The sequence below is a fragment of the Parvibaculum lavamentivorans DS-1 genome (assembly GCF_000017565.1).
GTDB classification, from domain to species: domain Bacteria; phylum Pseudomonadota; class Alphaproteobacteria; order Parvibaculales; family Parvibaculaceae; genus Parvibaculum; species Parvibaculum lavamentivorans.
The window spans coordinates 1,773,273-1,788,104 of sequence record NC_009719.1 but is presented as its reverse complement, the minus strand read 5'-3'; the positions used below and the strand labels follow the sequence as shown (position 1 = coordinate 1,788,104).

General features: G+C 59.4%; 16 protein-coding genes. 8 read left to right on the top strand and 8 right to left on the bottom strand.

Annotation, left to right across the window (positions count from 1 at the left end; all coding sequences use genetic code 11):
- Nucleotides 1–26: 26 nt before the first annotated feature.
- Nucleotides 27–1,346, bottom strand: coding sequence for an arylsulfotransferase family protein (locus PLAV_RS08370; protein WP_012110563.1), 1,320 nt, complete (start codon nt 1,344–1,346; stop codon nt 27–29).
- A gap of 251 nt (nt 1,347–1,597) precedes the next feature.
- On the opposite strand from PLAV_RS08370, the gene PLAV_RS08365 reads away from it, so the two are divergent.
- The 4 genes from PLAV_RS08365 to PLAV_RS08350 all read left to right on the top strand — a co-directional run bounded on the left by PLAV_RS08365 (nt 1,598) and on the right by PLAV_RS08350 (nt 5,479).
- Nucleotides 1,598–2,578 carry an MBL fold metallo-hydrolase gene (locus tag PLAV_RS08365; RefSeq protein ID WP_012110562.1) on the top strand — a complete coding sequence of 327 codons (981 nt, stop codon included), beginning with the start codon at nt 1,598–1,600 and terminating at the stop codon, nt 2,576–2,578.
- A 105-nt stretch (nt 2,579–2,683) separates the two neighbouring features.
- Nucleotides 2,684–3,469, top strand: coding sequence for a glutathione S-transferase family protein (locus PLAV_RS08360; protein ID WP_012110561.1), 786 nt, complete (start codon nt 2,684–2,686; stop codon nt 3,467–3,469).
- An 8-nt stretch (nt 3,470–3,477) separates the two neighbouring features.
- On the top strand, nt 3,478–4,410 hold the full coding sequence (locus PLAV_RS08355) for a glutathione S-transferase family protein (RefSeq protein ID WP_012110560.1): 933 nt from the start codon (nt 3,478–3,480) through the stop codon (nt 4,408–4,410).
- Nucleotide 4,411: 1 nt separating this feature from the next.
- On the top strand, nt 4,412–5,479 hold the full coding sequence (locus tag PLAV_RS08350; protein ID WP_012110559.1) for a beta-N-acetylglucosaminidase domain-containing protein: 1,068 nt from the start codon (nt 4,412–4,414) through the stop codon (nt 5,477–5,479).
- Between the two features lie 4 nt (nt 5,480–5,483).
- Here PLAV_RS08350 and PLAV_RS08345 read toward each other — a convergent pair whose 3' ends face one another.
- Entirely contained in the window at nt 5,484–6,293 is an 810-nt protein-coding gene (locus tag PLAV_RS08345; RefSeq protein ID WP_012110558.1) for a glucose 1-dehydrogenase, read from the bottom strand.
- Between the two features lie 166 nt (nt 6,294–6,459).
- Here PLAV_RS08345 and PLAV_RS18855 point away from each other — a divergent pair, with 166 nt between their 5' ends.
- On the top strand, nt 6,460–7,107 hold the full coding sequence (locus PLAV_RS18855) for a TetR/AcrR family transcriptional regulator (protein ID WP_012110557.1): 648 nt from the start codon (nt 6,460–6,462) through the stop codon (nt 7,105–7,107).
- 63 nt (nt 7,108–7,170) lie between these two features.
- A complete protein-coding gene (locus tag PLAV_RS08335; RefSeq protein ID WP_012110556.1) occupies nt 7,171–8,388 on the top strand; it encodes an LLM class flavin-dependent oxidoreductase in 1,218 nt (405 codons plus the stop codon).
- A 66-nt stretch (nt 8,389–8,454) separates the two neighbouring features.
- On the opposite strand, the gene PLAV_RS08330 is transcribed toward PLAV_RS08335, so the two are convergent.
- On the bottom strand, nt 8,455–10,257 hold the full coding sequence (locus tag PLAV_RS08330; RefSeq protein WP_012110555.1) for a long-chain-acyl-CoA synthetase: 1,803 nt from the start codon (nt 10,255–10,257) through the stop codon (nt 8,455–8,457).
- Nucleotides 10,258–10,463: 206 nt separating this feature from the next.
- On the opposite strand from PLAV_RS08330, the gene PLAV_RS08325 reads away from it, so the two are divergent.
- Nucleotides 10,464–10,766, top strand: coding sequence for a sulfurtransferase TusA family protein (locus PLAV_RS08325; protein WP_012110554.1), 303 nt, complete (start codon nt 10,464–10,466; stop codon nt 10,764–10,766).
- Here PLAV_RS08325 and PLAV_RS08320 read toward each other — a convergent pair.
- The 3 genes from PLAV_RS08320 to PLAV_RS08310 form a co-directional block, all read right to left on the bottom strand.
- Complete coding sequence (locus PLAV_RS08320; protein ID WP_012110553.1) at nt 10,757–11,353, bottom strand: GNAT family N-acetyltransferase; 597 nt, start codon at nt 11,351–11,353, stop codon at nt 10,757–10,759. The genes PLAV_RS08325 and PLAV_RS08320 overlap by 10 nt on opposite strands.
- The gene (locus PLAV_RS08315; protein ID WP_012110552.1) at nt 11,350–11,709 is read right to left on the bottom strand and encodes an arsenate reductase; all 360 of its coding nucleotides are present in this window, start codon (nt 11,707–11,709) and stop codon (nt 11,350–11,352) included. Before PLAV_RS08315 ends, PLAV_RS08320 begins: the two co-directional genes overlap by 4 nt.
- Nucleotides 11,710–11,802: 93 nt before the next feature.
- A complete protein-coding gene (locus PLAV_RS08310) occupies nt 11,803–12,597 on the bottom strand; it encodes a Coq4 family protein (protein WP_012110551.1) in 795 nt (264 codons plus the stop codon).
- Between the two features lie 107 nt (nt 12,598–12,704).
- On the opposite strand from PLAV_RS08310, the gene PLAV_RS18850 reads away from it, so the two are divergent.
- Complete coding sequence (locus tag PLAV_RS18850; RefSeq protein WP_012110550.1) at nt 12,705–13,385, top strand: TetR/AcrR family transcriptional regulator; 681 nt, start codon at nt 12,705–12,707, stop codon at nt 13,383–13,385.
- A gap of 7 nt (nt 13,386–13,392) precedes the next feature.
- Here the strand turns inward: PLAV_RS18850 and PLAV_RS18845 are convergent, their stop codons facing one another.
- Nucleotides 13,393–14,040: a TetR/AcrR family transcriptional regulator gene (locus tag PLAV_RS18845; RefSeq protein ID WP_012110549.1), complete on the bottom strand. Its 648-nt coding sequence runs from the start codon at nt 14,038–14,040 to the stop codon at nt 13,393–13,395.
- Nucleotides 14,041–14,073: 33 nt separating this feature from the next.
- Nucleotides 14,074–14,832 (bottom strand): creatininase family protein, encoded by a 759-nt coding sequence (locus PLAV_RS08295; protein WP_012110548.1) that lies wholly within the window; start codon nt 14,830–14,832, stop codon nt 14,074–14,076.

The following is a 14,832-nucleotide window of genomic DNA, read 5'->3' as shown; positions in this document are numbered from 1 at the left end:
TCGTTCCTTTCGGTTAGGGCTACCGATCAATTCGACACCGGCCTGAAAGAAGCATCGATCTCCTCCGGCGTGTAGCGCTTGGCCCAGGCGACAATCGGTATCTGCTTGTCGCCGTCGCCGCCGCGCACAGGATTGACGTATTCCCAGACAATTTCTCCTTCGGGCGTCACTTCCAGAAAGCGGCCCGCTTCAGACTCGGTAATGAGCGTATTGCCGTTCTCCAGCCGCGCAGCTTCAGAACGAAGAACGCTTTTGAGGGGGTCCTGTTCCGACCCCTCATATTGCCAGACGATCTCCATTGTTTCGGGCTTGAACTCGATGACGCGAGAGCCAGCGGGGCCGTTGAAGTTTCCGCCATTGTCGAAGAGGAGAATGTTGCCGTTCGCGAGCGGCTCGGCATCGTGCTGGCCGATCCACGGACCAGTCGTGCCCCAGACAATTTCCTCTTTCTCGGGATCGAGAACGCCGACAAGCTTGATGTTGCGGAAAGAGATCATCAAATCGCCTTCCCGCGCGATGTTCATGGCATCGCCCGCTTCTGCGCCCACATACTTCACCGAATTGCTATGAAGGGGATCTTGCGCGGCGCGGCGCGTAAGGCCGCCATAGAGCCATTTGAAGCGCGACTCGGCGATTACATCGAGTAACGAAAACCGTTTCTGCACATCTCCATCGGGCGAAAGAATTGTCAGAAAATCCTCGATAAGCGGAGTTTCGAGATTTCCCTGTTCCGGCACGGGCTCATGCCGCATTTCATGCGTCAGGAGATAGATTTTTCCGTCGGGGCCGACATCGAGATCGTGATGCGCGCGCTCGTCCAGATAAGTCCAGAGAACATTCGATTCCTTGTCGAGTTTCACGAGGCCAAGGCCCCAAGGCGTGTCGCCAGACCCTTCATAGAGAGCCAGCAGATCGCCATTCGGAAACATGTAGGACTTGCGTATGTAAACGAACGGACCGATGGCTCCGGCTGCTTCTCGTTTCCCGTCCCATATTTCCTCGGGGGGCACATGCCAGCGGTGCACCTCTTTACCGGACATATCGACCAGGAATGCGCTGGCTTCATGGGACGATGTGTAGAGCGTGTAGCCGTTGTGTGCCCGGTCGGCGAGATATGTGACGACACCCCTGTTGTCGTTTCTCGCTTCGTACCAGAGGTCCGTCTTGTATGGATCGCTGTACTGCGTCGATTTAGCGTAAAGCGCCACAGCCGCTTCATGTGCATTTGTCAGCAGCCGGTAAGGCGGGACTTTTGCGATTATGACGTAAGCCCCGACAAGAAAGGCAATGAGGGCTATCGACAGAACGAAGAGAGAAGTGCCGATCCATCCTCCGCCGTCAGACATCGCTTCATTCTCTGAAGCGTCACGGCGGGAAGGGGAATCTGCGGGCTGATAGGTCATTGCTCCTGCCTTATCTTCGCTCGTAAATCCGCCCACCTGGATCGGAGCCCGGAGCTATGGCGATAAAAAGACAGAAGAGGGGCGAGAGAGAGGCAATTGCCGCGATGCTCTTTCGGTCAACGGATTGAAACGGCATCTTGAATAACGGACAGCTTCGCCTGACACTCCCTGAACAAAAATCAGGGGGAAGTACCATGGGTTTGGGTCTCAGCCGGTTTCAATATACGAAGGGCCTGCACGATCTCGGCAATGGCGGCTATGCCTGGCTGCAGCCGGACGGCGGATGGGGCTGGTCGAATGCCGGCCTCATCGTCGATGGGGGTGAATCGTTTCTCATCGATACATTGTTCGACGTACCGCTCACCCGCGACATGCTCGATGCCATGCGGAAGGCGGAACCGAAGGCCGCCGCAAAGATAAACACACTCGTCAACACGCATCACAATGGCGACCACTGCAACGGTAACGAATGCTGCCAGGGTGCTGAAATTATTGCACACAAGCTCGCGGTTGAAGGCATGCGGCACGAACCGCCCGCCCTGCTCGCGGGCTTTCTGGACATGGCACCAGGTCTCGGCGACCTCGGCAAATATGTGAAGCAGTGCTTCGGTCCCTTCGATTTCAAGGGCGTTACGCAAACCCTGCCGGAAGTGACTTTCGAGACGGAACTCACGCGCCATGTCGGATCGAAGGAAATTCGCATCATGCATGTAGGCCCTGCTCACACGCCGGGCGATGCGCTTGTTTACGTTCCGGCCGACAAGACGGTTTTCACGGGCGACATTCTGTTCATCGAGGGGCATCCGATCATGTGGGAAGGACCCGTCTCGAACTGGATCGACGCCTGCGACAGGATCATGGCGATGGACGTTGAAACCGTCGTGCCGGGCCATGGACCCATCACTGGCAAGAACGGTGTGAAGGCGGTACGGGATTATCTGGTCTATGTCCGCGACGAAGCGCGTAAACGCTACGACGCCGGCCTGTCTGCGTTTGACGCCGCGCTCGATATCGACATGACGGACTACGATAGCTGGGGCGACGGAGAACGGATCGTCGTCAACGTCACGACGCTCTACAAGGAATTTTCCGGCGACGACACACCAAACGACGTGCCAACGATCTTTGGCCAGATGGCGGAAATTACAAAAAGACAAGGCCGTCTGAAAGGCTGACGCAGGGGCAAGCTTTCCTCACGCAGGCGTGATGGTAGCGCGGCTGGACAGCGCAACGCACCGCGCGGATGATCCGCCCGAACAAAAACCGGGAAAGCCAAACCCATGCTGACGCTCTACGAACATCCCTTGTCGCCCTACGCGCAGAAAGTGAAGATTTCCGCCCGGGAAAAGGGGCTGGATCTCAACCTCAAGACACCTGATGGTATCGGTGCCGGCACAAGCAGGGGCGAATTCATCGGTGCCAATCCACGCGCGGAAGTGCCCGCCCTGATCGACGGCTCGGTTCAGATATTCGATTCGACCATCATTCTCGAATATCTGGAGGACAAGTTTCCTTCGCCCGCCATGCTGCCCGCCGCGCCCGCGGACCGGGCGCGCGTCCGCATGATCGAGGAAGTGTGCGACACGCATTATGAAGCGATCAATTGGGGTCTCGGCGAGATCGGCTGGTTTGGCCGCGCCACTGGCGCGAAAGCGGACGAGATAAGGCGCCTCGCCGCGGAACAGACTTCAAAAATCCACACATGGCTGACAAGAAAACTCGGCACAGCCGATTGGTTCAATGGCGAGAGCTTCGGCTGGGGCGATCTTTCCCTTGTGCCCTATATCAACGGCTCGGCCGGTTTCGGAAACGCACCTGATGAAGGCTCGGCTCTCGGCCGCTGGCTCGCCCGCACAAACGCGCGTCCAAGCGTCGCACAAACGGCGAAGGAAGCACGCGACAGCATAGCCGGCATGACGGCGGTGGCGAATGTGCTGGAACAGGGGCTCTTCAAGCGCGAGTATCGCGACCACCGGCTTGAATGGATGATGAAGACAGGCGGCGCCGAGATCGTCCTCGAAGGCCTGAAGAAGAATAACATCCGCTTCAGCTACGACTTCGAATAGGGGAACGCATGTCCGCCAACGCGCAATCGATCATCCTGCATCAATACGATATCTCGCCGTTTTCGGAAAAAGTGCGTGTGGTGCTGGGGATAAAGGGGCTCGACTGGTTCGCCTGCGAGGAACCGGTCATCATGCCGAAGCCGGAGCTGGTGGCTCTCACCGGCGGGTATCGGAAGATCCCGGTGATGCAGATTGGCGCCGATGTCTATTGCGACACGCAGATCATCATTCGTGAGCTGGAGAGGCGCTTTCCGAAGCCTTCGATATTCGTCGGTGGCGACCGGGGGCTCGGCTGGGGCATGGGGCTGTGGACCGACCGCAGCTTCTTCATGGCGGCCGTTGCGGTGATTTTCGGCAATGCACCGGATGCAATGGGCGAGGATTTCAAGGCGGATCGCACCAAGCTGATGGGCCGGCCCTTCGACACCGAAGGTATGAAGGCGGCCGCGCCGATGATGGCCGAGCAGCTCCGCGCCAATCTCGGTTGGCTGGAAGAGCAGCTCGGTGACGGACGCAGCTTCCTTATGGGCGATTCGCCCGGCATCGCCGACGCCAATGCCTATTACAACCTTGCCTTCATCCGGTGGATCGTTCCTGCCGCCGCGAAGAGCGCCGACGAAATGCCAAAGCTCGCCGCATGGGAAAAGCGCGTGCGGGAAATCGGCCACGGCAACAGGCAGGAAATTTCGCGGGACGAGGCGCTCGACATCGCGAAAGCTGCAACCTCTCAGGAACAGACGAAGGCGGATGCCGGCGAACCGAACGGCCTGAAGCCGGGTGAACGTATCATGGTGATGGCGGATGACTATGGCCGCGATCCGATTGCCGGCGAGCTTGTTTCATCCTCGGCGCAGCACATTGCCCTGAAACGGAACGACCAGCGTATCGGCGATGTCGTCGTGCATTTTCCGCGTGCGGGCTTTCTTGTGATGCGGGCCTGACATGACTCCCGAACTTGGCACCATAGAGGGCTTTTACGGCCTGCCCTGGGACTGGGACGCGAAAGCCGCACACGTCGCCGCGCTCGCGCCGCAGGGCTATAGCTTTTATCTCTATGCGCCGAAAGCCGATGCCTTCCTGCGCCGCCGTTGGACCGAGCTTCACCCTATGGATGAAGCGGAGCGTCTTGCTGCGCTTGCCGGACATTGCCGGGCTCATGGCGTGCGCTTCGGCATCGGTCTCAGCCCTTATGAGCTCTATCTGAACTTCGACACAGCTGCGCGCGAGACGCTCATACGCAAGCTCGAAAACCTGGATGCCATTGGCATCAACGATCTCGCCATCCTTTTCGACGACATGCGGGGAGACTTGCCTCAGCTTGCCGAAAAGCAGATCGAGATCGTGGACTGCGTGGCTGCACACACGAAAGCAGACCGGCTCATCGTCTGTCCGAGCTATTATTCGGACGACCCTGTTCTCGACCGTGTGTTCGGCGAACGGCCGGCCGGCTATCTTGAGGAGCTGGGCACAACGCTTGATCCTGCTATCGATATTTTCTGGACCGGGCCCCGCGTCTGCTCGAAGGAAATGAGCGTGGAGCATCTGGAGCGCGTGACGGAGACGCTGCGGCGGAAGCCGTTCATCTGGGACAATTATCCAGTCAATGACGGCCAGCGCATGTCCCCCTTCCTGCACTTGCGCGGATTTACCGGACGAGCCGCCGCCACGGGCGCACATGTGGCGGCGCATGGCGTGAACCCAGCCTCACAACCCATGCTGAGCCGCATTCCGATGCTGACCCTCACCGCGCTTTATCGCGATGGTGCATCTTACGATGCGGAGACGGCATTCGATGCGGCCGCAAACGAAGTTGCAGGCGCCCCGCTCGCCCGCATGATCGGGGATGACCTCACTCTCTTCCAGGACAAGGGGATCGACGCCCTCACGGAAACGGAAACGGCGGCGCTGCGAAACCGCTACGCCGCCGTCGACCATCCTTGCGCCCGTGAAATCGTTCTATGGCTGGACGGCCATTGGCGTATCACCAACGAGATCGTCGAGACGCAATAAGGCGTCAACGCGCCGTCATGCCGCCATCGATGACGAGTTCGGTGCCGGTCATGTAACGCGATTCGTCCGAAGCAAGGAAAACGATACCCGCCGCAATATCCGCCGGCAGACCCGCATAGCCGAGCGGCGTCGCCACGGCGATGGCGTTCGGATCAATGGAATTGGCGCCTTCGGCAATCGGCAGAACGCTGGAGGAGACGGATGATGTTCCGCCCGGCGTCATCTTCTGCCAGATCGCTGTGTCGATGATGCCGGGATGGACCGAGTTCACCCGCACATTCATCTGCGCCTGCGCGCATTCAAGCGCCACCGCCTTGGTGAAAAGACGGACGGCCCCCTTTGTCGCGCAATAACCTGCAAGACCGGGTGCGCCCTGAAGGCCGGCGACCGAAGAAATGTTTATGACGGAGCCACCGCCCGAAGCCGCAATAAGCGGGATAGCGTGCTTTACGCCGAAGAAGACGCCATCCACGTTGATCGCCTGCTGGCGCGACCACTCGGCATGAGTCATCTCGAAAATCGAGGCGCCAACCGCAATGCCTGCATTGTTGACCAGAATATGAAGTCCGCCGAACTCCGACTTCGCCGCTGCCACGACCTCCTGCCAGCGCCCCTCATCCGTCACATCCTGCTTGTGGGCCGAAGCAGCACCTCCCGCCTTGACCACAAGCGCGGCCGTTTCCTTCGCGCCCGCCTCGTCCACATCCGTCACGACGACCTTGGCGCCTTCCGCCGCGAGAGCCAGAGCCGCCCCGCGCCCGATACCGCTCGCGGCACCTGTTATCAGCGCCACCTTGCCACTTACCCGACCCATGTTTCTCTCCCGTGAAGTTCGATTATTTTGGTGATTATTGGCTCAAGTCTTAGGGTATTGGCCCTAGGGCCGCAACGCCCCCACTCAAGAGCGGGGGCTGGGCGCAAAAGCGCACTTGTGAAAAAATGTACCTCGGTCTATTTTTGTCGAAATAAAGGAAGGGTGGATGACCAAGCTGTTGAAAGCCGCTGCACGGAAGGCCGACGCTGCCGACGCACCGCCGCGCCGCGCAGGCAAGAAGGAACGCACCCGGCAGGAAATCTACCGGACGGCGATGCGATTGTTTGCCGAGGACGATTACGACAAGGTGACGATCGAGGACATTTGCGCCGGAGCCGGAGTGGCGAAGGCGACATTCTTTCTGCACTTCGCCGGCAAGGCTGCGCTCATTACCGCCTTCAACGAAGAAATCACGCAGGCGATGTCTGAACGCCTTGCCGAACATAAGGGTACGGCGGAGGAGCAATTGTTCTTCATCGCTTCGGTTTTCGAGGAAGCCTGGCGCGACAATGCGACGGTAATGCGCAAGATGCTGAGCGAGTACATGGACCAGCCTGCGAAGCACCTCGTGGCGACAGACCTCAACAAGAGTGTCATCGACCTCGTGTCGTCGATCCTCCGGCGCGGTCAGGAGCGCGGTGAATTTCGGCCAGGCTTCACACCGGAAGTCGGCGCTGCCGCCATCGTCGCAACATGGAGCGCGATCACAGCATGGTGGCAGGAGCATCCGGAAACCGACACCTCCACTTTCAACCGCGAATTTCTCGACATTGCCCTCAACGGGCTGAAAGCAAAGCCGGAAGGCCGAAAGTAGAACCGCGCCGGAAACCGGGCAACAAAATCGCCAAACGGAAAACTCAGGAAAGGATTATTCGACATGGCCGGCAAAAAGATGCGCTTCGGCGCCTTCATCGCCCCGTTCCACCCGCTGAACGAGAACCCGACACTTGCCATCGAGCGAGACATGGAACTGGTCCAATGGATGGACAAGCTCGGTTACGACGAAGCCTGGATCGGCGAACATCATTCTGCCGGCTATGAGCTGATCGCAAGCCCGGAAATCTTCATCGCGACCGCGGCCGAGCGCACCAAGCACATCCGTCTCGGCACGGGTGTTTCCTCGCTTCCCTATCACCACCCGCTCATGCTGGCCGACCGCATCAACCAGCTGGATCACATTACGCGTGGCCGCGTGATGTTCGGCGTTGGCCCCGGCGCGCTTCCCTCCGATGCCTTCATGATGGGGATTGAAGTTGCCAAGCAGCGCGACATGATGGACGAAGCCCTCGACGTGCTCGTACCGCTGCTGCGCGGCGAAACCGTCACCGCGAAAACGAGCTGGTTCGAGCTGAACGAAGCGCGCCTGCAGATGACGCCTTACTCGCGTCCCAGTGTGGAAATCTCGGTCGCAAGCCAGGTTTCGCCGACAGGAGCGACGGCGGCAGGCAAGCATGGACTTGGCCTCCTCTCTATCGGTGCCACATCAGCGGGCGGCTTCAACGCGCTTGCCACCAATTGGGCTATCGCGCAGGACAACGCCAAGGATTGCGGCCAGACTGTAGAACGCGACCAGTGGCGGCTTGTAGGTCCGGTACATATTGCCGAAACCCGCGAGAAGGCGCGCGAGAATGTACGCTTCGGCCTCGAAAAGTGGCTCTACTACTTCCGTGAAGTCGCTGCGCTGCCGCTCGCGCCCTCCGACGGCAGCGACCCTGTGGACGCACTGATTGCCTCGGGTATGGCCGTGATCGGCACGCCTGAAGACGCGATTGCGCAGATCGAACGGCTGCAGAGCCAGTCGGGCGGCTTCGGAGCCTTCCTTCAGATGGCGCACAACTGGGCCGACTTCGAGCAGACAAAGCGTTCATACGAGCTGATGGCACGCTATGTCTTCCCGAAATTCCAGGAATTGAACGTCAACCGCGAAGCGTCGCTCGAATGGGCAAGCACCAACCGGCCGACCTTTATGGGACAAGCCATGATGGCGGTCGGCACACGCGTCGCTCAGCACATCGAGAAGAAGGGGACAGAGAATATCCGCCCGGAAATTCTCGAAGCCATGGGCTTGGGCAAGAAGCCGGACGCCGCTCAGTAAAAGCGCGATGATCGAAACGAAAAGGGCGGCTCCCGCGAGCCGCCCTTTTTTTGACAGGCCCTTCCTCTAAAGCCTGAAATTGCCCGCACAGATTTCGCCGTATAGATGCTGATCGACCAGCACGTACTTCTTTTGCGCCGGGCAATTGAAATAGATCGGTTCGTTGATCACGGAGGGATCAAATCCCTCCTTTACCAGCTCAACCTTGCGGTGCTTGAACGTCCCTGTAACTTCCATTTCCGGCTGCAGCCGCAGGAAGACCGGTACGGCATAGTCGGGAAGCTCCTTCAGCATTTGCTCGCGGAACCGGTGCAGATCGAGAGAGCCGTTCTCCGCGACGATGGAAGCCATGCCGGCCCTGCCATCCGCTCCCGGCACATGAACGCCGTAGACGTTCGCCTCTTTGACGCCTGGAAAAACGGAAATCGCCTCGGCCACTTCGGATGTAGCGACATTCTCACCCTTCCAGCGGAAGGTGTCGCCAATACGGTCGACAAAGTAGAAATAGCCTCGCTTGTCCTGACGCAGAAGATCGCCGGAACGGAACCAAGCATCGCCCTTCTCGAAGACATCGCGAAGGATTTTCTTCTCCGTCTCTTCTTTTTTTGCGTAACCGTCGAAGCGGCCGGTCGGCTGATCTGGGTCATCTGAAATGCGACCCAATGCTTCGCCCGCTTCCCCGGCTTCCGCACGTATGCAGAAACCATCGGGCCCGCGCACGGGCTTTTCGTTCTCGATATCGAATTTCACGATCTCGACATTGAATTTCTTCTTCGCCCAACCCGGAATGCGCCCGATCGCGCCCGGTGTGCCATCGAAATTCATCAAGGCAACATTGCCTTCAGTCGCGCCATAAAATTCCAATATGTGCGGAATCTTGAAACGCTTCTGGAAGGCCGGCCAGATTTCCGGACGCAGGCCATTGCCAACCACCATGCGCAGTTTGTGCTTGCGCTCTTTCGGGTGCGGCGGCGTATTGAGCAGATAGCGGCACAACTCACCGATATACTGAAACAGCGTCGCCTTGTACTTCACGGCGTCGTCCCAGAAATTCGTGGCCGAAAACTTCTGCCGGATGATGACCGATCCACCCACCGTCAATGTCGTCCCGACCGCACAAACGCCACCGGCCGAGTGATAGAGCGGCAAGACGACATACATGCGGTCTTTTTCGGTCGCATTCGTGCCGGCGGCGAAAGCGCCCATCATCGACAGAAGACGGATATGCGGGATACGCGCCGCTTTCGGGTTTCCTGTCGTGCCGCTGGTGTAGATAAAAAGGGCGTCATCATCGAGCGTAACGTTCTTGCGCGTATCGGCAGGCAGCGCGTCATCCGAGTGCTGGGTGAGCGCCGCATTGAGGTCGTTCGCGCCTTGCACCATGCCGCCTTCGGACCAGACTGTCATCGGCCGGTCAAGCTGGTCTGCGGCCGTGGAATAATTCTCCGCGAGTTCGGCCCCGAGAATGAGGTGATTGGCATTGGAAATGTTCAGGCAGTGGGCGAGCGGACCCTTGGTGAGATTGGTGTTGATGAGGGCCGCCGTTGCGCCTGCCTTGATGATGCCGAGCCAGGCCACGAGATACTCGGGGCGGTTTTCCATCATCAACGCGATGACATTGCCGCGACCAATTCCCTGCGATATCGCCCAGCGCGCATAGCGATTTGCCTGCGCGTTGAGGTCTCGATAAGTGATCTTCCGGTCTTCGAAGTAGATCGCGATGTTATTTGGCTTCGAGCGCGCCAATTCTTCGATCTTGTCGGAGAACGTCGCCTCCGGGTTCTCCTTGATCGCCGTCAGCTTTTTCAGAGTGCGGATAGCCGCTTTTGCGAACGTGATTTCGTTGCCGATCCGCTTGACCAAGCCCATCTTCGCCGTGCCTCCCGAGTTTCAATGAACGCTCCGAGCGCTTTCGCCTTTTATGCTTTGACGCGGCGAGACCGTCAAGAAAAGCCGGATTTTTCAGTGTAAAATCGACGTTACCAGCCTCCACGGGTGACAGGGGGGCACGACCACGCCATTATCCCGCACCGCATCAATCGGCTGAAAGCCCGCAATCGAACTGATCTGCAGCGATGAACGACGCGAACGAAGGAACCGAAATCATTCTCGACGTAATCGGACAGCGGTGCCCGCTTCCGGTGCTGCGGGCCCGCAAGCGCCTGCTTCGCCTCGATCCGGGCGCCCTCCTCCGCGTATTCACCAGCGACCCGGTGGCGCGGATCGACATGCCGCATTTTTGTGCGGAAGCGGGGCATGAACTCCTCGAAACGCGCGATCGCGGAACCTGGGTAGAGTTCCTGATCCGGCGCGGTGACCGGCCCGATACGTCCGAGGATGACCTCACAGCAAAGCCGGTCCGCAACCTTCAGACGTAAAACTCCTCGGCAAGAAGGGCGTAGAGAAATTCATCCCGCCAGCCGCCTTGAATATATTTGCTCCGGCGAAATGACCCTTCACGGCGCATGCCGAGCCTTTCCATTACCCGAGCAGATGCCTTGTTGCGCTGATCGCACGTGGCGACAATCCGCTGCAGGCCAAGATCCCTGAAGCCCGCCGCAGCCAACCCCTGTGCCGCCTCCAGCGCATAGCCCTGCCCCCAGTAATCCGGATGAAGAACATAGCCGATATCGGCCGTACGATTATCCCAGTCGACAAGCTTCAGGCCGACGCCACCGATGAGCTTCGGTTCATCGCCCCGCCGCGTGGTGCCCTTCCGGACAATCGCCAGATCGAAGTTGATCCGAGGCCGTTCCTTCTGATCGTCCAGAAAGGCGCGGATTGTCTGCTTGCTTTGGAGAAGCGTATTCGGTCCCCAGATCAGGTAGCGCGTTACCTCCTTTGCGGAGGAATAGGCGTGGACCGCTTCAAGGTCGCGCGAAACAAAGTCCCTCAGCAGCAGCCGCGATGTCTCTATCGGCAGTGCAAGAGAGGGGTCGGCCGACAGCCGCCGCCGCAGTCTCATTTGCGACCTGCCGCCTTGAGTGCCGTCTTTTGCTCCTCGCGAAAGCCGACGACCACGGCACCATTCTCCAATTCGAATACCGGCCGCTTGATGAGCGCCGGATGCGCGGCCATGAGCGCCAGGGCTTTCGCTTCGCCGACATTTTCGCTCTCGCTCTTCGGCAAGCTGCGCCATGTGGTGCTCGACTTGTTGAGAAGCACGTCCCATCCGGCGGCGGCAGCAAATCGCTTGATGTCCGAGGCTTTTATGCCGTCCGCGCGCAGGTCATGGAAACGATGCGGCACCCCCTCCGCGTCGAGCCATTTGAGGGCCTTGCGGCAGGTATCGCAATTCTTCAATCCGTAAACAGTCAGCACCGGCCCAATCCCCCGCCTGCAAGCTTGGCGCTTAGCATAGCGGGGGATGCGGCCGGTGCCAAAGCCCCGGGGAATGATGATGACTGGAAAGCCTCAGGCGGCTTTCTTGAGCTTGCCGTTCTCGCGGTAAACCTGTTCGGCGGCTGATGTAATCGGCTCAACCGCCCGGTAGACGGCCGGTTCTTCAATTTTCAGAAGGGCACGGACTTCCGTCAGCGGCTTCGCGAGCATCGCTTCCCAATCGGTCTGCGGCAGCCATGCAGCCTGTTTGCCATGCCGGTATCCTTCGCGCACCACGCGCCAGATGCCCGCATTCGGCACATGCTTGGCCGTCACGCGCGCACCGACGAGGACGATGAAGCCGATGCCACGATTGCGTGTCTGCGCATAGGTGAAAGCAAGCAGCGCCAGTTCGCCGAGCCCATCTCGCCCATAGCCGGTGGTGACGTGCCACAGATCGTGCTGGTCGCGAAGCCGCTCGCCGAAAATGCGTTGCGCTTCCGAACGCTCTTCGCGCACCCGCACTTCCTCGCTGGCGGCAACGAGACCATCGGCCGTCAGGTTCTCTTCGGCCATGAACGCATAATAGGTGCGGCCGAGCGTCCCTTCCGGGAGACTCGACAGATAAGCGCGATCATTGAGGGCGGCGATCAGGTCCCGCTTGTCGGCGACAATGCGCTTGCCGCTTTCCGTCTTCATGAAGCGAATGAACTGCCTGTCCGTGGAATTGCCGGAAAGTGCGTCGATAATCTTGAAGACTTGCGAAGTGTCTTCCTTGTCCGCAATGAGAGCACGAATAGCGCGCAGCGCCTTGAGAGGCTCGATGCGCTTCCGGCGCGGCTTCGCCGCAGGCTTGCCTTGAAACTCTGCTGGGCTTGCAATCGTCATTGGTCACGTCCCGCTGCTATAATGGTTTAGTGCCATCAGCCTTGGTGAGATATATAGCCATTACTGACATTGTTGTCAATATAAATGTCGCTCAAAAGGAGCTATGTGTGTCCAGCGTTGCTAAGAATTCCGCCGCAAAAGTCGCCTTGTCCGGGAAAACAGCCGAAAAAGCGCCCAAGCGGGTCCGCCGGACAGCAGAAGAGGCGCGGCGGTTGATTCTCGACGCGGCGGAAGAACGCCTGGCCAAGCAAGGTCCCGAAGGGCTGCGGCTGCAGGATATCGCTCGTGACGTCGGCATTTCGCACCCGGCGATCCTTCATCACTTCGAAAGCCGGGAAGGCCTCGTGCGTGCGCTGATTGCGCGCGCCAATGCGCAGTTGAAAGACACCATGCTCACCGCCCTCGGAGGTGGACATGTCAGCACGGATGCCGCCGATCACATCGGCCATGTTTTCGAGGCTCTGAGCGACCGCGGTACGGCGCGGCTTCTTTCCTGGCTGCTCCTGACAGGCCGCGCCTCTGAAAGCTCGGACGCTCACAACATCATGGGCGAGATTGTCGCGGCACTTCAGACGCGGCGGGAGGAATATGCGGCAAGCAAAGGCAAGCCGGCGCCCGACAAGGAAGATACGTTGTTCATGGCGATGCTGACGGCGAACGCCGCTTTCGGGGAAGCAATTGTGGGCCGGCAGCTTGCGGAAGGCGCGGGCCTCGATCAGGACGGCATAAAACGCTTTCGCGCATGGTTCGCGAAGCTGCTGAACGATCACTGGGATGGCGACAGGTAAGGCCGGCCTATTTTTCTTTCCGCCCAAGCAGATTGCGCATCACCGCCACAAGCCGCTCGGAATCGAGTTCCGGCCTGACCACGCGGGCGACCATCAGGCCGTCGAGAAAAACCGACACCAGACTTGCGAGTTCGTCAGCTTCGGGTACTGCGACATTGCCCTCCTGGCGAAGTGCATTTGCAAGCAACTGGACTTCCGTGTCGTAGAAGCGGGCGATCGCTTCATCCGTTTTCGGCGAACGGCGGCCTGAATGCGCATAGTCCAATATCACCTTCAGAAAGCGCGTGATCTCGCCGAACAGCAGGAGATTGCTCGAAAGCCATGCATCCAGACTGTCGATGCCGCCGCGATCGCGTCTTATCTCTTCATAGGCGGACAGAGCATCCGCCAGAGCCTTGCGCACAACAAATTGAAAGAGATCCTCCTTGTCCTCGAAATAATAATAAATCAGCGCCGGATTGATGCCCGCCGCTTCGCCGAGTTCCTTGTTCGACACAGCGGCGAACCCCGACTCCGAGAATAGTTTGAGCGCGGCCGCCGCAATCGAATCGCGGCGTTCTTCGTTCGGGCTTTCCACAGGCGGCCGGCCGACCTTACGGGCTTTTCCGCTCGGGGCTCCTGTCGCGGTCTCTGATTTCCGACCAGTCTTCTTCATGAACCGTTTCTTTTCGTTGGACGGCGCGGCGTGTCATCCTCTCGCAGGACGGGGAATGGCCGGCCACGCCTCCTCCTCGGCTTGCTTCAGCATAGTTTCGAGGTCCTGGATGAGTCGGTCCAGCATTTCCCGCCCTGCCGCAGCGGACGAGCCCGATGGCCGGCCAACGACTCCGTTCGGCGTCACCGCCGGCATGGCATAGCGCCATATCAATCCCGCCGTGACATCTTCGACATCCTCCGCCCTCTCCATTTGGACGCTCTGCGGATCGATAGCCATCACCATCGAGGTCTCCGCCACATTGGCGTGAATGTCGGCGGCGTCGGAGGTGTAGAGCCTGAGAGCTTCATCGGAAATCTCCCAAAGCCCCCGCGCAGCAAACCGCGCATGAGGGTATTCATAGCGAAGCTGCAGAATGGCGCTCTCGATGGAAGGCCCGTTGGTCGCATGGCCCGAGATGAAAAGAAGCCGGTCGATGCCGGAATTGTCGATGGCCCAGCGCGCAAGCTCACAAATCACCCGCGTCAGTGTCTCCGGCGAGAGGGACAGTGTGCCCGGCCATGCATTCGTGTGGCCATAGGAACAACCATAGGGAAGCGCCGGCAACATCGGCAGGCCGCGCCGCCGGCACGCTTCGCGGCAGATTGTGTCTGCGAGAAGCGTGTCGGTGCCGGTTGCAAGATGAGGCCCGTGCTGTTCGGTAGCGCCGATCGGCAGGACCGCCAGCGAACGTCCTTTGGTTTTGACCAGATCGCCGAGTTGGGGACCGGTCAGTTGAGCCCAGGAAGTCAT